The 18097-nt window shown below is 40.9% G+C and carries 18 protein-coding genes; 11 read left to right on the forward strand and 7 right to left on the reverse strand.

Features of this window, described 5'->3' with window-relative positions; all coding sequences use genetic code 11:
* Window positions 1-2: 2 nt before the first annotated feature.
* On the forward strand, window positions 3-2252 hold the full coding sequence (locus tag ACZ8ZH_RS05175; protein ID WP_119063042.1) for a bifunctional prephenate dehydrogenase/3-phosphoshikimate 1-carboxyvinyltransferase: 2250 nt from the start codon (window positions 3-5) through the stop codon (window positions 2250-2252).
* A gap of 109 nt (window positions 2253-2361) precedes the next feature.
* Window positions 2362-2730, forward strand: a complete 369-nt coding sequence (locus ACZ8ZH_RS05180) for a hypothetical protein (protein ID WP_086207877.1) — start codon at window positions 2362-2364, stop codon at window positions 2728-2730.
* Window positions 2731-2838: 108 nt separating this feature from the next.
* Here the strand turns inward: ACZ8ZH_RS05180 and ACZ8ZH_RS05185 are convergent, their stop codons facing one another.
* Complete coding sequence (locus tag ACZ8ZH_RS05185) at window positions 2839-3279, reverse strand: DUF2147 domain-containing protein (RefSeq protein WP_086207876.1); 441 nt, start codon at window positions 3277-3279, stop codon at window positions 2839-2841.
* Between the two features lie 401 nt (window positions 3280-3680).
* A complete protein-coding gene (locus ACZ8ZH_RS05190) occupies window positions 3681-4310 on the reverse strand; it encodes an alpha/beta hydrolase (protein ID WP_119063041.1) in 630 nt (209 codons plus the stop codon).
* A 126-nt stretch (window positions 4311-4436) separates the two neighbouring features.
* On the opposite strand from ACZ8ZH_RS05190, the gene yaaA reads away from it, so the two are divergent.
* Window positions 4437-5216, forward strand: coding sequence for a peroxide stress protein YaaA (gene yaaA, locus ACZ8ZH_RS05195; protein WP_119063040.1), 780 nt, complete (start codon window positions 4437-4439; stop codon window positions 5214-5216).
* 15 nt (window positions 5217-5231) lie between these two features.
* On the forward strand, window positions 5232-5858 hold the full coding sequence (locus tag ACZ8ZH_RS05200; RefSeq protein ID WP_119063039.1) for an HD domain-containing protein: 627 nt from the start codon (window positions 5232-5234) through the stop codon (window positions 5856-5858).
* Here the strand turns inward: ACZ8ZH_RS05200 and phrB are convergent.
* The gene (phrB, locus tag ACZ8ZH_RS05205; RefSeq protein ID WP_470247927.1) at window positions 5855-7282 is read right to left on the reverse strand and encodes a deoxyribodipyrimidine photo-lyase; all 1428 of its coding nucleotides are present in this window, start codon (window positions 7280-7282) and stop codon (window positions 5855-5857) included. The genes ACZ8ZH_RS05200 and phrB overlap by 4 nt on opposite strands.
* Window positions 7283-7510: 228 nt before the next feature.
* Here phrB and ACZ8ZH_RS05210 point away from each other — a divergent pair, with 228 nt between their 5' ends.
* The 4 genes from ACZ8ZH_RS05210 (at window position 7511) to ACZ8ZH_RS05225 (ending at window position 10929) form a co-directional block, all read left to right on the forward strand.
* Window positions 7511-7750 (forward strand): hypothetical protein, encoded by a 240-nt coding sequence (locus tag ACZ8ZH_RS05210; RefSeq protein WP_228146951.1) that lies wholly within the window; start codon window positions 7511-7513, stop codon window positions 7748-7750.
* Between the two features lie 369 nt (window positions 7751-8119).
* Complete coding sequence (locus ACZ8ZH_RS05215) at window positions 8120-9442, forward strand: NCS2 family permease (RefSeq protein ID WP_086207870.1); 1323 nt, start codon at window positions 8120-8122, stop codon at window positions 9440-9442.
* Window positions 9443-9510: 68 nt separating this feature from the next.
* Window positions 9511-10512, forward strand: coding sequence for an adenosine deaminase (locus ACZ8ZH_RS05220; protein WP_119063037.1), 1002 nt, complete (start codon window positions 9511-9513; stop codon window positions 10510-10512).
* A gap of 54 nt (window positions 10513-10566) precedes the next feature.
* Window positions 10567-10929 carry a hypothetical protein gene (locus ACZ8ZH_RS05225; protein ID WP_110975379.1) on the forward strand — a complete coding sequence of 121 codons (363 nt, stop codon included), beginning with the start codon at window positions 10567-10569 and terminating at the stop codon, window positions 10927-10929.
* 26 nt (window positions 10930-10955) lie between these two features.
* Here ACZ8ZH_RS05225 and ACZ8ZH_RS05230 read toward each other — a convergent pair whose 3' ends face one another.
* Complete coding sequence (locus ACZ8ZH_RS05230; RefSeq protein WP_119063036.1) at window positions 10956-11510, reverse strand: cytochrome b; 555 nt, start codon at window positions 11508-11510, stop codon at window positions 10956-10958.
* 236 nt (window positions 11511-11746) lie between these two features.
* On the opposite strand from ACZ8ZH_RS05230, the gene ACZ8ZH_RS05235 reads away from it, so the two are divergent.
* The 3 genes from ACZ8ZH_RS05235 (at window position 11747) to rnhB (ending at window position 13276) form a co-directional block, all read left to right on the forward strand.
* Entirely contained in the window at window positions 11747-12121 is a 375-nt protein-coding gene (locus tag ACZ8ZH_RS05235) for a hypothetical protein (RefSeq protein ID WP_086207866.1), read from the forward strand.
* Window positions 12122-12260: 139 nt separating this feature from the next.
* Window positions 12261-12623, forward strand: coding sequence for a hypothetical protein (locus ACZ8ZH_RS05240; RefSeq protein WP_119063035.1), 363 nt, complete (start codon window positions 12261-12263; stop codon window positions 12621-12623).
* A 65-nt stretch (window positions 12624-12688) separates the two neighbouring features.
* On the forward strand, window positions 12689-13276 hold the full coding sequence (gene rnhB, locus ACZ8ZH_RS05245; RefSeq protein WP_119063034.1) for a ribonuclease HII: 588 nt from the start codon (window positions 12689-12691) through the stop codon (window positions 13274-13276).
* Window positions 13277-13324: 48 nt separating this feature from the next.
* On the opposite strand, the gene csrA is transcribed toward rnhB, so the two are convergent.
* The 3 genes from csrA to alaS all read right to left on the reverse strand — a co-directional run bounded on the left by csrA (window position 13325) and on the right by alaS (window position 17893).
* Window positions 13325-13579, reverse strand: a complete 255-nt coding sequence (gene csrA, locus ACZ8ZH_RS05250; RefSeq protein ID WP_086207863.1) for a carbon storage regulator CsrA — start codon at window positions 13577-13579, stop codon at window positions 13325-13327.
* Window positions 13580-13852: 273 nt separating this feature from the next.
* Window positions 13853-15133, reverse strand: coding sequence for an aspartate kinase (locus ACZ8ZH_RS05255; protein ID WP_086207862.1), 1281 nt, complete (start codon window positions 15131-15133; stop codon window positions 13853-13855).
* Window positions 15134-15199: 66 nt separating this feature from the next.
* A complete protein-coding gene (alaS, locus tag ACZ8ZH_RS05260) occupies window positions 15200-17893 on the reverse strand; it encodes an alanine--tRNA ligase (protein WP_171405781.1) in 2694 nt (897 codons plus the stop codon).
* Between the last annotated feature and the right edge of the window lie 204 nt (window positions 17894-18097).

Raw genomic sequence — 18097 nt, forward strand, 5'->3', positions numbered from 1 at the left:
TTATGTCTGTGCCACTGTTTGAAAAAGTTGCATTTATTGGACTAGGACTGATTGGTTCGAGTCTTGCACGGGTCATGATTGCTGAGGGTTTAGCAAAGCAAATTGTGGCATCAACACGCTCTGAGAGAACCCTACAGGATGCCAAAGCATTAGGCTTAATCCAACAAGGCTATAGTGACCCTGTAGAGGCAGTTCAAGGTGCGGATTTGGTGGTTTTAGCCTTGCCTGTTCGTGCAACCCAAAAAGTGCTGGAAACCATTAAACCGTATTTGCAAGAACATACGATTATTACCGATGTAGGCAGTACCAAAGGCAATGTGGTCGAGGCGGCTAAAGCCGTGTATGGCGAGGCATTGCCCGCTGGTTTTGTACCGGGACACCCAATTGCGGGTGCAGAACATACGGGTGTGCATGCAGGTAAGGTTGATTTATTTGCAAATCATAAAGTGATTTTGACGCCGCTACCGACCAGTGCTGATTGGGCGGTCGAAAAACTGATTCAACTGTGGCAAGCTGCGAAAGCAGAAGTAATTTGTATGGATGTGGCCAAGCATGATGAAGTCTTGGCGCATACCAGTCATCTTCCACATTTAATGGCCTTTAACTTAGTTGAACAGCTGGCAAACCGTGAAGATAATTTAGATATTTTTCGCTATGCTGCGGGGGGCTTCCGTGATTTTTCTCGAATTGCGGCAAGTGATCCGCAAATGTGGCATGACATCTTTTTTGCTAATAAAAAAGCCATTTTAAATGCCGTAGATGGTTTTGAGAACCAACTGGCAACGATTCGTAAACTCATTGAAGATGAAGATTCACATGCTTTAATGGGCTTACTTGGACATGCGCAAGCAGCACGCCAGCATTTTAACCATATGCTCGCTCAAAAACCTTTCATGGAGAACAATAAAGTGACGACACAGCAATTCACCATATTACCGGGTAAAAAAAGTTTCCAAGGTAAGTTTAGCGTGCCAGGTGATAAATCTGTGTCACACCGTTCAATCATGTTTGGTGCAATTGCGGAAGGAACGACGCATGTGACAGGCTTCTTGGAAGGTGAAGATGCGTTAGCGACCTTACAAGCCTTCCGTGATATGGGCGTGAGCATTGAAGGTCCTAAAAATGGTGAAGTGACGATTCATGGTGTGGGCGTAAATGGCCTAAAAGCGCCAGCAAGTGCGCTTTACATGGGTAACTCAGGGACGTCGATGCGTCTGCTTTCAGGCATGCTCTCTGCACAGAAATTTGACTCTGTAATGACGGGTGATGCATCACTGTCGAAGCGTCCAATGGAGCGTATTGCTAAACCGTTACGTGAAATGGGTGCTCAGATTCAAACCACAGGTGAACGTGGCACACCCCCTGTTTCTATTACTGGAAGTCAAGCTTTACAAGGCATTCACTATGATTTGCCGATGGCATCTGCGCAGGTGAAATCTGGGATTTTATTGGCAGGTTTATGGGCGGCAGGTGAAACATCGGTCACAGAACCAGAACCTACACGTGATCATACTGAACGTATGTTGCGTGCATTTGGTTATGATGTGAAAACAGAAGGCAACCGCATTTCACTGCAAGGTGGTGGTAAGCTCGTTGCTACAGAGATTCAAGTGCCATCAGATATTTCATCGGCTGCTTTCTTTATGGTGGGTGCTGCGATTACCGAAAGTTCAGATGTCACTTTAGAGGCGGTAGGCATTAACCCAACCCGTACAGGTGTGATCGAAATTTTGAAGCAAATGGGTGCAGACATTACAGTTGAGAATGAACGTATTGCGGGCGGTGAACCGATTGCAGACATTCGTATTCAAGGTACACGTACACTCAAAGGCATCCATATGCCTGAAGATCAAGTGCCACTGGCAATTGATGAATTTCCTGCATTGTTCATTGCGGCTGCCTGTGCAGAAGGGCAAACCGTACTAACGGGTGCTGCTGAACTCAGAGTAAAAGAGTCAGACCGTATTCAAGTGATGGCAGATGGCTTAAAAACGATGGGCATTGATTGTACACCGACTGACGATGGCATCATCATTGAGGGTAAAGGTCGATCAGGTGAGTGGGGTGCGATTTTCACTGGTGGTGAAATTGCATCACATCACGACCACCGTATTGCAATGAGCTTCTCAATGGCAGGCTTACGGACTTCTGGTGAAATTAAAATTGTAGGTACTGAAACGGTTGCAACCAGTTTCCCTACCTTTACGCAATTGAGCAATCAAGCCGGTTTAGCGATTCAAGTCACTGAATAAGACCAAAGCTTAACGACTTTGTTGAATTACAGCCAAGCTTTTGCTTGGCTGTTTTGTTTTTACCCTTTATGCTTAAACCCATATAACAAAAAAGCCTTTAGGATGATTAATGAGAAAATTACAATTTACGGCACAGCATGGACAACCGCATAGCCTAAATGACAATGCTGTAGTACAAAAGCAGGTGCAACAGTTACTGGTTCAAAAATTGGGGCAATTTGGCTTTGAAACGTTGCCACAAAGTGGTGATCAGGTGGCTGTGAGTGTGGATAACCATACTTTGCCGTTGTCTATTACTTGCCAAGGTCATGACAACGAAGGAAACTTGGTATGTGAAATTGCTTCTTATCCTGATGAAGAGCAGGACTGGGTAGACCGTATTGCGGAGCGTAGCTTATTGAATCAACTTGCTCAAGCAGTTGAAAATACATTAAAAACAGATAAAAGTTTTACTGAGTTTGAGTGGAAAAATAGTTAGCCGAATGGGGAAAAATGCTGAATATTTTATCATTCAGCATTTTCTAGGACAGAACAAGTTTAATATTTTAATGGGTCAATGCGTCTATTACATGATGTGCTATAAGACCTACTCCACACGTAACCAAGTCTGGCTACGTCCCACAGCTGAAACCCCTAAATACCCACGTAAAAAAAGCTTTTTGCCGTTTGGGCTAATTTTTCCTTTCAGGCTATACAGTTTGCCTGAAACGGGATCAATAATTTTGCCATGCGTATAATTAATATTATTGTCAGTTTTTAAACCCGTAATCACTTGCATGCCAATAATCGGTTTATCTGTGTACGGTGCTGGACAGTTGGTGCAAAATTCTTTTGCTGTGTAACCCGGGCGAGGAGTTGCTTTCAGCGCAGTTCCAGCATAAGTCCCATTAGCTTGCTTTTCAATTTTAACCAGGCCTTTGGGTTCTCCAGTTTTATCGTCGATATAACGCCAAGTTCCTGTAATATCCTGAGCCCAGATGGATGTAGTTGTTACAGCAACTAAAATAGCCCCAATAATTGTTTTCATAAGATCCTTGAATATTTTAAAAATTATTTAAATCTGTAGCTCTATCGAGCCAAGGCATTGATTGTATAATTAATTATTTGAAAAAGGTTATGCAGAATATACCAAGTTAAAAAAGATATAGTTGCATAATGTGCCATGATACGGTTTGAAACTTCACGGATATTTAAATGTGGGGGGCATGTCGGTTTTGAAGCGATCTAATATGGAGTTCAAAAGAGATCATCAAAAAAATATAGAAGATGAAATAAGTGATTAAAAACGCGCTGTTCAGATCAAGACAATAAAATAAAGTGATACCTAAATGTGTAATCAAAGAAAAGTGCGAAGTGAAATGCTGGAAAACTCAAGAAAGAAATGTTCTAAAGCAAGATTATCATTTCTCTCTTGAACTCCTTTAAGCATTAAATCCACAGAAAACGTGTAATCGCGATACGTAACTGCTTTAAATAACCTGTAAAGAAATGGTTTGCGCCCGGTAATACAGTCACTAAATGGCGCTGTGGTTTAGCCCACTGGATCATATCGGAGAGCAATGTGACATCATCGGCTTCACCATGAATAAACAAGATGTCACCCTTAATGTGTGGGGTAACATAGTGACGTACACCCGCTACAGTTGCTGTTGGTAAGCCACATAAAATAGTTTGTACAGGATGAACATCTACTGGAAGCATAGAGTAGCTTTTTGCCATGACATGTGCACCAAAGCTAAAACCACCTGCATAAAAAGGTAAGTCTGCGTGTTGGCTACGTGCGTAGTGTATAACTTCTAAGGTGTCTATCGTTTCGCCGTGACCTTCGTCGTGATCACCAGCACTTTGACCAGAACCACGGAAACTTGGGCGATACACAACGCAACCGCGTTCTAAAAACATTTGTGCAAGTAAAGCAGGAACCTTGTGTTGAGGCGTACCACCTTGCAGGGGATGGGGGTGAGTTACTACCGCGAATCCTTTCACTTCACCCTGTGGATAGTCTACAAAAACTTCAATTTGCCCAACTGGACCTTGAATGAACATCTGCTCAGACATAGAAAATAGATACATATAACAGGAGAATCGGCTAGTTTAACCGTTTATGCTTATTAAAAACACAGATTGGCAATAAAATAAGTCTACTGTTATAGTCTGTTTAATTGTTTTTTAATCAGGTTGTCTATGCTCGCCCTTGTTTCTCCCGCTAAAACTCTAGATTACCAAACTGCTTTACCTACCGATCAGTACACACAACCCAGATTGCTACAACATTCCCAAGAATTGATCGAAGTTAGTCGCAAGTTGTCGGCAAGTGAAATTGCAAACTTAATGAGCGTGAGTGAGAAAATTGCCACTTTAAATGTAGAGCGCTTTCGTGATTGGCAGTCAGAATTTAGCTTTGCGAATGCACGACAAGCCATGTTTGCTTTTAAAGGTGATGTTTATACAGGTTTAGATGCTTATCATTTATCTGCAGATGATATTCAATATGCGCAGCAGCATTTAAGAATGTTATCGGGTCTGTATGGTTTGTTACGTCCATTGGATTTGATGATGCCTTATCGTTTAGAAATGGGCACTAAACTTACGAACCCTCGCGGACACAATTTGTATGAGTTTTGGGGCAATCACATTACTGATTTAATCAACCAAGATTTAGAACAAGCTGGTTCTCAAATTTTGCTGAATATTGCTTCTGATGAATACTATAGATCTGTGAAAGAAAGCAAAATCCAAGCAGAAGTTATTAAACCTGTGTTTTTAGATCAGAAAAATGGCAAATATAAAGTCATTAGTTTCTATGCCAAAAAAGCACGTGGTTTGATGGCTCGCTATATGATTGAAAATCAGATTGATCAAATCGAAGGCTTAAAATCCTTTAATACTGATGGCTATTATTTCGATGCAGATAGCTCGCTAAAAGGCGAGTTGGTCTTTAAACGAGATGAACAGGCAGCATAACGAAAGGGCATTGCAATGGTGCGGTATATAAAACAGTTTCAAGACTATTGGACACATACCGCAAGCCAGTTGGATTTAACTGTGAGTAGTTGTGAAGAACTTTATGGAGCACTGTATAGCGCCTATAGTGAATCACAACGGCATTATCATACGGTGCAGCATATTGTTGAGTGTTTAGCGCATTTTCATGACATTAAAACCCACCTAACAGATGCTTTATCTGTTGAGTTGGCGATTTGGTTTCATGATGTCATTTACAATCCGCAAGCAAATGACAATGAACAGCAAAGTGCAGATTACATGAAGCAGGTGCTTGAAAATGTGCTGGTTGCTGAACAAATGGAAACGATTTATGCATGGATTTTGGCAACCCAAGCACATGCACCGACAGCTAACTTGGATTTAGCTTATCTACTGGATATTGATCTGGCAATTTTAGCCAGCAATCCTATGCGTTTTGCTGAATATGAACGCCAAATTCAGCAAGAATATGCTTGGGTTGAGCCTTCACTTTATGCACAGAAACGTCAGCAGGTGTTAAGGCACTTTTTAGAAATGCAGCCTCTGTATCAAACACCACTTTTCCAAAAGCGCTATGAGCATCAGGCTAAGCAGAACTTAGCCCAAATTTTAAGTGTTTAGAGCCCTTTAAACGCTTCGATGGCTCGCACACGGCTGGATTTTAAATCTACGATTGGTTTGGGATAGTCTAGTTCCATATTCGGCTGCCGAGCATAAGGTTCATGAATGCTTTTGGCATCTAAATGTGCAAGCTCTGGTAACCACTGTCGAATATAGTCACCATGACTATCAAATTTCTGCGATTGGCTTACAGGATTAAAGACTCGGAAGTAAGGCACAGCATCGGTGCCTGTGGAGGCACACCACTGCCATCCACCATTATTGGCAGCCAAGTCACCATCTGCCAAATGTTGCATAAACCACTGTTCGCCCAGTCGCCAATCAATCAACAAGTTTTTCGTTAAGAACATTGCGACAATCATCCGCACTCGATTATGCATCCAGCCTGTCGCAAGGAGTTGTCGCATACCTGCATCCACAATTGGAATACCAGTACGACCTTGTTGCCATGCTTTTAAATCCTCGGGTGCATCTCGCCAAACAATTCGCTGTGTGTTGGCTTTAAATGGCAGATGTTTAGAGACATGCGGAAAATCAAATAGAATATGTTGATAAAACTCCCGCCAAAGTAATTCATCTAACCACGTTTGCTGGCCTGTATTATCAATCATAAATTGACCATGTTGAGCACGAAACAGGGCATTGAGACATTGGCGGATAGATAGGATTCCAATATTTAAATAGGTTGAAAGTTGGCTCGTACTATTCAGAAATGGGAAGTCCCTTTCTTTATGATAGTCACTAACTTTATGCTCAATAAAATCATCGAGCGCCGAAAGTGCATAGGCTTCCGTTTCAGGCCAATAGGCTTTAATTTGATTTAATTCATTCGTATTTGCATCAATCAGTGATTCAATGTGAGGAATGCTTGTATTTAAATCGGTAGGAAGCTGTATGTGCTGCTGTGCAGAAGGGAGTGGGTAGCACTGAGGTAAGCCAATATTTAAACGTTCATAACAGGTTTTCTTAAAAGCGCCAAAGACTTGATAGGGTTTACCTGATTGGTTACGAATACTGTTTAAAGGAAATATCGTCCGATCTTGAAATAGGGTAAATGTAATGGCATGTTGATCGAGACACTTTTGTATTTCAGCATCACGTTTCAGCTCATTTACGCTCACTTCGAAATTTGCAAAGATCTGTTGTACTTGAAGTACATGACATAAGGATGAAAGTTGAACAGGGATATCACGCCACAGAGGAATGTTTAAAATAACCAGTGGAATATTGAGCTCAGCCAGATTTTGTTTCAAATCTTCCAATTGTCGGACATATAAATCTATTTTTACAGGAGCATCATGGTGTAATAGCCATTGTTCAGGAGATAAGATGACTAAAGCAAGCATAGCCCCGTCTTGGCTTGCATGCCAAAGTGCAGCATTATCATGTATGCGAAGGTCTTGTCGAAACCAAATTATGTTCATCAAAAGTTAATCAACTGTAATTTTTTGAAATATAAAATATTACAAAATTGAGCACTTTGATCATATTTTCTTGGCATGTCTTTCACTTAATCTTATGTTATTGAAATAATTAAATCAGAAAAAACTATAAAGTGTGAATATGCTTTTTATCAGATAAGTGTGTTGACCCTCATGTAATTTGTTATGATTTGTAATCATGCTAAAACAGTTATGGATATTGTGAATACCGTGAAAAAGATTCTAATTCCTATTTTTGTATTAGCTGTTTGTTTGCTTGGTTTTGTTGTTTTTCAGGATACTGAAACTAAAAAGCAACAAGAGCTGAATCAACTCATGAACAGTGCTGAACCTAAAGTACAAAACTTGAGTCCGATCTCAAAGGTAACGGTCGTCCCTGAAAAAGTTACGCGCCCACTTCAAAGTGATGCTGAAGTGGTAATAGAACAGGTCTCGATCAAAGTACTTTGATGTTCATAATTGAATAAAAAACGCATGAATCACTTATCATATTGAATTTTAATCAAAAATAAATTTTAAAACAATTAAAAATCAGTGTGTTATAATCCGCGCCGAGATATCTTGAATTTTAGACTTTGATTCTAAAATGACATTTTTGTTGAAAGCTGCATACGGTTTATGCGGCTTTTTTGTTTAGGTATATATGGTGTAAGTTTCAACTTAAATCATTCATGGCTAAATAAACTTTTCCTGAGTTGAGGAAATTTGGCATATCCATTGCTTTAACTTGCAAAAATTGAATTAGATGTTCAGTGTGTTGAATCTAGCAAATTTTGAAAAGTTATACAGTTTTAAAAGTTTATTTACAGGGGCTAGGTCATGACGACTCCTAATCCATCTTCAGAAAATATGCTCGAGCGTATGTTCAAACTGAGTGAAAATAAAACCAGTTTTCGTACAGAGCTTCTTGCAGGTGTAACCACATTCTTAACGATGTGTTACATCATTATTGTGAATCCAATGATTTTATCCGAAACGGGGATGGATCATGGAGCTGTCTTTGTAGCAACTTGTCTTGCAGCCGCAATTGGTTGTTTAGTGATGGGCATTGTTGCGAATTATCCTATTGCACTCGCACCAGGTATGGGTTTAAACGCTTACTTTACCTATTCAGTATGTTTGGGTATGGGGGTGCCTTGGCAGACCGCTTTAGCGGCCGTGTTTGTATCAGGTTTTATATTCATTGCGATCAGCATGTTTAAAATCCGTGAAGCTATTGTGAATGCAATTCCAATGTCACTTAAGCTTGCAATTGGTGGTGGGATTGGTTTATTCCTTGCATTAATTGCTTTAAAAAATGCAGGGATTATTGTTGATAACCCAGCAACTTTGGTGGGATTAGGTGACTTAAAGCAACCAACTGTTCTTTTGGCTTTATTCGGTTTCTTAATGGTGGTTGTGCTACATCACTTTAAAGTGCGCGGTGCAATTATTATCAGTATTCTAGCTTTGACTGCTATTTCAACTGCATTGGGTTTAAGCGAATTTAAAGGTGTGGTGGGTGAGATTCCATCAATTGCTCCGACATTCATGCAGATGGATTTCAAAGGTCTTTTTACTGCGAGTTTAGTGGGTGTTATTTTTGTATTCTTCTTGGTCGATTTATTTGACTCAACGGGTACATTGGTTGGTGTGTCACACCGTGCAGGTTTACTGAAAGATGGCAAGCTTCCACGTTTAAAAAAGGCTTTGTTTGCAGACTCAACTGCAATCGTTGCGGGTGCAGCATTAGGTACATCTTCAACAACGCCATATATTGAGTCTTCAGCAGGTGTTGCTGCGGGTGGTCGTACAGGCTTAACCGCAGTTGTGGTTGCAGTGCTTTTTATTCTATGTTTATTCTTGGCACCATTAGCTCAGTCTGTACCTGGTTTTGCAACCGCTCCAGCTCTGTTATTTGTTGGTGTGTTGATGATTCAGGGGATTACCCATATTGATTGGGATGATATTACTGAAGCAGTACCTGCATTTTTAACTATTGTCTTTATGCCATTTACTTACTCAATTGCAGATGGTATTGCGATGGGCTTTATCAGCTATGCATTGGTTAAACTGTTCACAGGCAAGGCAGCAACTGTACCGTATATGGTTTGGATTGTTGCTGCGCTTTGGGCACTGAAATTTGCAATGTTTGGTGGCTAATTCACCAAATATTGATAAGGGTGTAAACTCCGTTTACACCCTTTTTTATTTTTTAAAGAGGAAGAGATATGAGTCAATTGGAGCTCATTCGTGCTTTACCAAAAGCAGAACTGCATGTGCATATTGAAGGGACATTTGAGCCAGAACTCATGTTTGCAATTGCACAGCGTAACCAAATAGACATTCCCTATAAGTCGGTTGAAGAAGTAAAGCAGGCTTATAACTTTCATAACTTACAGTCCTTTTTAGACATCTATTATGCAGGTGCAAATGTACTGATTCACGAGCAAGACTTTTATGATTTGGCTTGGGCGTACTTTGAAAAATGTGCTGAAGACCGTGTAGTACATACCGAAATGTTCTTTGACCCTCAGACACACACTGACCGTGGTGTTGTATTTGAAACCGTGATCAATGGTTTACAACGTGCTTGTGATGATGCCAAAGCAAAATTTGGCATTAGTTCGCATTTGATTATGTGTTTCTTACGTCATTTAAGTGAAGAAGCTGCATTTGAAACTTTAGCGCAGGCATTGCCTTATAAAGATCAAATCATTGGTGTAGGCTTAGACTCAAGCGAAGTTGGGCACCCTCCTGCAAAGTTTGAACGTGTCTTTGCTAAAGCACGTGAAGCAGGCTTTTTAGTGGTTGCGCATGCGGGTGAAGAAGGCCCAGCAGAATATGTGTGGGAAGCTTTAGATTTGCTTAAAGTGAATCGTATTGACCACGGTGTACGTTCTGAAGAAGATCCTGTATTAATGCAGCGTTTGATTGCAGAGAAAATGCCACTGACAGTTTGCCCACTCAGTAACTTAAAGTTATGTGTCGTTGATGATATGGCACAGCACAATATCCGCCGTTTATTGCAACAAGGTGTGCAAGTGACAGTAAATTCAGATGACCCATCGTACTTTGGTGGTTATATGAATGATAACTTTATTGCGATTACAGATGCATTAGACTTAACAGCAGCAGAGCTAAAACAGTTGGCGCTGAACTCTTTTGAAGCATCGTTTATTTCGACAGAAGAGAAGCAAAAATGGGCGGCTGAAATTGCAACCATTGCTTAATCTAATGTTGCTTTAAAGACAGAGTTCGCTCTGTCTTTTTTATGTGAGGTCGATATGAAAAAAATCATTGCATTGCTTGTGGTTATTTTTGCACTTTTTGCAGTTTATTTACTTAAAACAGATACAGGGCTAACTCAAAAGTTATTAAAGCCAGTGGTGGTATATCAGTGCGGTGTAGAGTTGGAGTCGACACGCTTATGGAAAGTCAGTACAGCATTGATTGGTGAAGAAAAAAAGAATCAACTCCAAACACAAATTTGTGGCTGCGTGGGTGAAAATGCATTAAAGGATATTCCCGCAACAACCTTATTACATGCAGTGGTTGATGAGCAAGTCAAAAAACAGGTAGTACAACAGGGCGTATTGAATACGCTTAAAGGATGCGTGGTGGATGAAGTCCTAAAAGCAACAGATTGATGCTTTTAGGCTGATTCAACTTGGTATTACTTTGCTTGTTTGGTCATGCTGTTTAATACGTTATCTTTATCTATAAAGTGGTGTTTCAGCGCTGCTGCAATATGACCTACCAACAGTAATCCAGCTGCCCATGAAATCCAAATATGTAAAGGTTTTACGATCGCGAGTAACTCTGGATTGTCTTGTACTAAACGGGGAATTTCAAAAAGGTACAAAACCGGTGCAGGGTGTCCAGCACTCCAACTAAATAAACAACCAGTAATTGGCAAAGCCAACAAAATGAAATATAAAGCCAAATGACCAAGGTGTGCCAGTTTTTGCATTAGCGGGGACATACTATCAGGCAGTTTAGGCGCAGGGTGGGTATAGCGCCAAAAGATACGAATCACCACCAGAAAAATAATCGTGGTGGCAATATTTTTATGCAGGGTGATGACATCTCCCTTAAAGCTACCATCCACATCATAACTTAAGAAATTTCCGCTATAAAACCCAATCAGCCAAGCGGCAATAAAGATAATTGCCATCAGCCAATGTAGAACTTGAGCGGTACGCGTGTAATGGGTATTTACTGTGTTCATTAGATTCACATCCATTTTTATGTTGCGCTATTTTATAGAACTATAGATATTGCAAAAATATACGAGATGCAACATAGCGTTGAAATTCTGCAACGCTGTTTAGATGAGTGGTGCGAATGATCTAAAATTATGCAATGGATTAAGTATGATCGGTGCATTTACGAAATAGTATTTCCGAAATGCGAGAATCTTCGGCACAATACGCTGAATTTTAACTGCAAGAAAAGGATAAATCAGTGAAAAAATGTGTCGCAATGTTAGCCCCTTTGGCTTTGGTTCTCTCAGCATGTACCACGACAGGTACTCCGTCAACGGCTGAAACCACAACTCAACAGTTAGGTACAGCGGCGCTCAAAATTGCCATTAATGCAAAATGCACCACTGAGCTGAATAATTTACCCGCATGGAAAACTGCGACTAAACTTATGACAGTAGATCAAAAAGCCGATATCCAAACTGAAATTTGTGGTTGCGTGAGTGATAAAGCTCCACAAAATATTACAGCAGTTGATGTTGCAACGGCAGCGATTGATCCAGCAGCTCGTACAACAATTATTAGCAATGCTGTGACGAAGACCATCAATGCATGTGTGGCTGAAGCGGTCAATTAATCACTGAGTGGCAGGTCAAGAGGTGAGATGAATTCGAACTTCTTGATCAATCTTTTGTACTTTTATTTATTTATCTTTTATATTGAACTGAATAATAAAAATTGAAGCATTATTTGATCAATAAAAAAGGTATATATGTATGAAAAATAATAAATTAATCATGGGTTTATTCAGCTCTGTTTTGCTGACTGCTTGTGTGTCGAATCCATTATCGAGTTCAAACTCAGATGGTTTTTCTGTCATTAAAATGGCGTCTCATGCAAAATGTATGGATGAAATTGAAAATAATCCCACTTGGCTTATGACGAGTAAGTTGTTTTCTGACGATCAAAAACAAAAGAAAAAACGTGAAGTATGTAACTGTGTAGGTGAGAACTCACCAAAGGTCTTGTCCAAAGAGCAACTGGCCTTGGCCGCGATTGATCCTAAAGCAAAGGCGACCTATACCGCTTTAGCAACAACTAAAACTACCGCCACCTGTGCATCCGAAGTGTTAAACTAGACGCAAGAAATTGTTATTAATATTGAGAGTGGCTGTTATCAGCCATTTTTTTATGAGAGTAGAATATGCAAATTGCTGGTGCAGATGAAGCAGGGCGTGGCCCTTTAGTGGGTTCGGTCGTTGCAGCTGCGGTAATATTAGATCCGAATAATCCCATACAGGGCTTAAATGACTCTAAAAAATTGACTGAAAAAAAACGAGAGAAACTCTTCGTTGAAATTCAGGAAAAAGCACTGGCTTGGGCAATTGCAGAAGCAAGTGCCACTGAAATTGATGAAATCAATATTCTACAAGCTTCATTACTTGCGATGCGCCGTGCAGTGGAGAAGCTGGCAGTGCAACCTGACCATGTCTTGGTTGATGGTAATAAAATCCCACAAGGCTTGAGCATGAGTTGTGAAGCAATCATTGGAGGGGATGCTTTACATGCTGAAATTTCAGCAGCGAGTATTCTGGCGAAGGTGACACGTGACCATCAAATGATTGAATTGGATTGCAAGTACCCACAGTTTGGTTTTGCCAAACACAAAGGTTATCCAACTAAGGCACATTTTGAAGCGATTGCTGAACATGGGGTGATTGATGAACACCGCCGTAGTTTTGGACCAGTAAAGAAAGTGATCGAGGCACTTGAGCAAAAAAAGATGCCATAAAAATTTAAAGCGGCTGATCGAGCCGCTTTATGTCAGAAAACTTCAACCTTAACGGTTGTAGTTGTTCTGCTGTGCACCATCATCTTCATAAGCAGGTTGGTAATCCTGATCCAGATGTTGAAGGTGCTCATGCATAGCACGTTCATGCTGAATGCGTTGATAGATCTCTTCACGATGTACAGATACTTCTTTGGGAGCATTGACACCAATACGAACTTGGTTGCCTTTGACACCAAGCACAGTAACGCTTACTTGATCCCCAATCATTAATGTTTCACCGACACGTCGGGTCAAAATCAGCATGTTTATCTCCTTGCAAAACGCTAAACCTGCAGTTGTACTAAAATAAATACATAATTTTTTGTATTTAAAAAAATTTAAACAAATGTTCAATACAACTACATGACATTCTGTTTTTTTTAATGTCTAGCGGTATTTGGCATAACATAGGTTTAAATTTAAGAAAGCCTCGGGTTTAATATAACAGAGCCACTATAGAAAAAACTATAGTGGCTCTGAAATTTTGTAGTCTTTTGCAAAAACTGTCAGACAATGACAAGTTTTTCACTCGATTACTTAAGCACGGGCACTTGACTCGCCATGTTCACGGTCTAAACCGAAAGCCGTGTGCAAAGAGCGAACAGCAAGTTCTAAGTAATTTTCTTCAATAATCACAGAAATTTTGATTTCTGATGTTGAGATCATCAAAATGTTGATGCCTTCATCAGCAAGAGCAGTAAACATCTTACTTGCAACACCTGCGTGAGAGCGCATACCTACACCTACGATTGACACTTTAACAATGTCATCACGTGTAGCAACTTCGCGAGCACCAATAGCTTGAGCGGTTTCTTCAAGAATTTTTGTTGCTTTAGCAAGTTCACCACGGTTTACTGTGAAGGTGAAGTCAGTCGTACCGTCTTCTTCAACATTTTGGATAATCATATCCACTTCAATGTTGGCATTACCAATTGGCGATAAAATTTTAGATGCAATACCTGGTTCATCAGGAACACCTAAAATCGTAAGTTTAGCTTCGTCACGGTTAAATGCGATACCAGAGATAATTGGTTGTTCCATGTTGTCTTCCGCCTCAGTGGTGATTAGTGTTCCGACGTTTTTCTTAAATTCTTCGTCGAATGCGCCATCATCGTCATTATCAAAACTTGATAATACGCGTAAAGGCACTTGGTATTTGCCCGCAAATTCAACCGAGCGAATTTGTAGAACTTTAGAACCAAGTGATGCCATTTCCAGCATTTCTTCAAATGAAATGCGGTCTACTTTTTTCGCCTTTGGCGCAACGCGTGGGTCAGTGGTATAAACACCATCTACGTCTGTGTAGATTTGGCATTCATCTGCTTTTAATGCAGCAGCTAAGGCTACACCTGAAGTATCTGAACCACCACGGCCAAGTGTTGTTGTGTTGCCATTCAAATCAAAGCCTTGGAAACCAGCAACTACAATAACGCGGCCTGCATCTAAATGTTCAGTCATCACATCTGTATCAATTGACTCAATACGTGCTTTGGTAAATGAACTGTCCGTTTTAATGCCGACTTGGCGACCAGTGAGCGACTTAGCTTCAACGCCAATAGAATTGAGCGCCATAGCTAACATTGAAATCGTTACCTGTTCACCCGTAGAAACCATTTGGTCTAATTCTCGTGGGTCAGGGGTTTCGGTAATGGCTTTCGCTAAAGCAAGTAGACGATTGGTTTCGCCACTCATTGCTGATACAACCACTACAACCTTGTGGCCGTGGTCATGCCAACGCTTTACACGACGAGCAACATTTAAAATGCGCTCTGGAGTACCCATAGAGGTACCGCCATATTTTTGAACGATTAATGCCATAGTTGTTCCATATAAACCATGACCCTGAATGCATCATTCAAGGTCAGTTACACAAAAGGTGAAGTTTTATTTCGCTTCAAGCCAAGCAGCTAAATCTGCCATCACTGTTGCAAACTTCTCGTTTAGTGGCGCGCCACCTTGTGCTAAGTCAGGTTTGCCACCACCTTTACCACCGAGCTCAGTTGCTAGATGTTTGATGATGTCACCTGCTTTAATAGAAGCAGTAAAGTCTTTTGCTACAGATGCAATCAGGCTGACTTTGTCACCTTCAACACCTGCAAGGACAATGACTGCATTTTCTAATTTTGATTTCACACCGTCATGTAGATTGCGAAGTGATTTCGCATCCATGTTTTGAACAGTCGTGATCAGCGTTTGACGACCCGCAAGCGTTTGAACTTGGCTAAGCAGTTCAGCAGCTTGGAAGCTGGCAAGTTTTTGATTGAGTTGCTCAATTTGTTTTTGCAAGCTTGATGCAGTGTCGACTAAAGCTTCAACTTTTTCTAAAGTTTGGTCTTTTTGAGCTTTCAATAAACCATTGATGGTATTGATATCACGGTCAGCTTTTTGAGCAACTTCAATGGCTTTTGTACCTGTTACCGCTTCAATACGACGTACACCTGCAGCTACACCACCTTCAGAAGTGATTTTGAACAAGCCGATGTCGCCCGTGCGTTTAACGTGAATACCACCACACAGCTCAATTGAGAAGTTTTTTTCTTCAATGATTGAACCCATTGAAAGGACACGAACTTCATCGCCATATTTTTCACCGAACAACATCATCGCGCCTTTTGCTTTCGCAGATTCGATGTCTAAAAGCTCAGTAGAAACTGTAGTGTTGGCAATTACTTCAGCGTTTACAAGACGTTCAATTTCTTGAAGTTGTTCAAACGAAACGGGCTGATCATTGGCAAAGTCAAAACGTAAGATGTCAGATGCAACCAATGAACCTTTTTGTTGTACGTGTTCACCTAAGATTTGACGTAGTGCAGCATGCAAAAGGTGAGTTGCAGAGTGGTTGCGGGCAGTTGCAGCGCGGATGTCTGCTTTGACTGTTGCTTCTACATGTTGAGCAAGTTTAATGCTACCGACTGTCACGATACCTTGGTGTACAAAAGCACCACCCGATTTCTTGGTGTCTTGGACTTCAAAAATACCCGTGTCATTTTTGAAAATACCTGTGTCACCAATTTGACCGCCGCTTTCTGCATAGAACGGGGTTTGGTTCAGTACGATGAGAGCTTCGTCACCTTCAACCACTTCATCAACTTGTTCGCCATCTTTGTAGATTGCGATAATTTGACCTTCGCCAACCGTTGCGTCATAGCCGTCAAACTGAGTTTCGCCTTCAACTTTAACTACGCTGTTATAGTCAATCGCGAATTTACCTGCATCACGTGCACGTTGACGTTGTGCAGCCATTTCAACTTCAAAGCCTGCTTCATCAATGGTCAAATCACGTTCACGTGCGATGTCAGCAGTCAGGTCAGTTGGGAAACCGTAAGTATCATACAGTTTAAACACCACTTCACCTGGAATCACTGAACCTTTCAGTTGAGCCAATTCGCCTTCAAGCAATTTCAAACCTTGCTCTAAGGTTTTAGCAAATTGTTCTTCTTCTTTCAGTAATTGTGCTTCGATACGGACTTTCTGTGCTTCAAGTTCTGGATAAGCTTGACCCATCACTTCAATTAAAGGTTGCAACATTTTATGGAAGAAGGAGCCAGTTGCACCGAGCTTGTTACCATGACGAACTGCGCGACGGATAATACGGCGTAGTACATAACCACGACCTTCATTTGATGGGTTTACACCATCCGCAATTAGGAATGAACATGAACGTGCGTGATCGGCAACTACTTTAAGTGAAGCAGGGTACTGAACTGGTGTACCTTTTTCGTGTGCTTTTGCTTCAAGTGCTGCGGTATCTAAACCAATAATTTCAGCGGCCGCTTTGAGTAAGTGCTGGAATAGGTCAATTTCGTAGTTAGAGTTAACATGTTGTAAAACAGCAGAAATACGCTCTAAGCCCATGCCTGTATCGACAGAAGGCGCTGGAAGAGGGTGCAATACGCCATCCGCAGTACGGTTGAACTGCATGAAAACGTTATTCCAAATTTCAATGAAACGGTCGCCATCTTCTTCAGGTGTGCCCGGTAAGCCACCCCAGATATGGTCGCCATGGTCAAAGAAGATTTCAGAACAAGGACCACAAGGACCTGTATCACCCATTGCCCAGAAGTTATCTGATGCGTATTGACCGCCTTTGTTGTCGCCAATACGAATAATACGAGATGCATCTAAACCAATTTCTTTGTTCCAGATGTCAAATGCTTCGTCGTCAGTGTGGTAAACCGTTGCATAGAGTTTGTCTTTAGGCAGTGCTAACCAAGCTTCGCCTGTTAGAAAATCCCACGCAAATTTGATTGCATCACGTTTGAAGTAGTCGCCAAATGAGAAGTTACCTAACATTTCAAAGAAAGTATGGTGACGTGCGGTATAACCGACGTTGTCTAAGTCGTTATGTTTACCACCTGCGCGGACACACTTTTGTGAAGACACCGCACGTACATAATCACGTTTTTCTAGGCCTAAGAAACAATCTTTAAATTGGTTCATACCCGCGTTGGTAAACAACAAAGTAGGGTCGTTGGCGGGAACTAGAGAACTCGACGCGACACGTGTATGCCCTTGCGATTCAAAGTAGCTTAAAAAAGCTTCGCGAATTTCAGCTGATGTCATAAAACGAGTACTCACAACCAAGTCACTCCATAATTTCGATTTGGCTAATAGTAGCTGAAGCAAGTCTTATTCTAAATACGCTGACTTCAGTTACTGGCTTAAAAATTTTAAAACGCCAAATTATAACGGAAAAAGGATGTTGCACCAATCACTTTAAGGCGAATTGATGACATTTCTATGTATTCAATCGTTCTTTGATTTTGCTGGTTAATGTTGGAT

The organism is Acinetobacter sp. SW-226 (genome assembly GCF_055632855.1).

Coding starts and splice junctions, on each gene's coding strand:
- ACZ8ZH_RS05175 (WP_119063042.1), top strand. CDS start 3: ATGTCTGTGCCACTGTTTGAAAAAGTTGCATTTATTGGACTAGGACTG.
- ACZ8ZH_RS05180 (WP_086207877.1), top strand. CDS start 2,362: ATGAGAAAATTACAATTTACGGCACAGCATGGACAACCGCATAGCCTA.
- ACZ8ZH_RS05185 (WP_086207876.1), bottom strand. CDS start 3,279: ATGAAAACAATTATTGGGGCTATTTTAGTTGCTGTAACAACTACATCC.
- ACZ8ZH_RS05190 (WP_119063041.1), bottom strand. CDS start 4,310: ATGTCTGAGCAGATGTTCATTCAAGGTCCAGTTGGGCAAATTGAAGTT.
- yaaA (WP_119063040.1), top strand. CDS start 4,437: ATGCTCGCCCTTGTTTCTCCCGCTAAAACTCTAGATTACCAAACTGCT.
- ACZ8ZH_RS05200 (WP_119063039.1), top strand. CDS start 5,232: ATGGTGCGGTATATAAAACAGTTTCAAGACTATTGGACACATACCGCA.
- phrB (WP_470247927.1), bottom strand. CDS start 7,282: ATGAACATAATTTGGTTTCGACAAGACCTTCGCATACATGATAATGCT.
- ACZ8ZH_RS05215 (WP_086207870.1), top strand. CDS start 8,120: ATGACGACTCCTAATCCATCTTCAGAAAATATGCTCGAGCGTATGTTC.
- ACZ8ZH_RS05220 (WP_119063037.1), top strand. CDS start 9,511: ATGAGTCAATTGGAGCTCATTCGTGCTTTACCAAAAGCAGAACTGCAT.
- ACZ8ZH_RS05225 (WP_110975379.1), top strand. CDS start 10,567: ATGAAAAAAATCATTGCATTGCTTGTGGTTATTTTTGCACTTTTTGCA.
- ACZ8ZH_RS05230 (WP_119063036.1), bottom strand. CDS start 11,510: ATGAACACAGTAAATACCCATTACACGCGTACCGCTCAAGTTCTACAT.
- ACZ8ZH_RS05240 (WP_119063035.1), top strand. CDS start 12,261: ATGAAAAATAATAAATTAATCATGGGTTTATTCAGCTCTGTTTTGCTG.
- rnhB (WP_119063034.1), top strand. CDS start 12,689: ATGCAAATTGCTGGTGCAGATGAAGCAGGGCGTGGCCCTTTAGTGGGT.
- csrA (WP_086207863.1), bottom strand. CDS start 13,579: ATGCTGATTTTGACCCGACGTGTCGGTGAAACATTAATGATTGGGGAT.
- ACZ8ZH_RS05255 (WP_086207862.1), bottom strand. CDS start 15,133: ATGGCATTAATCGTTCAAAAATATGGCGGTACCTCTATGGGTACTCCA.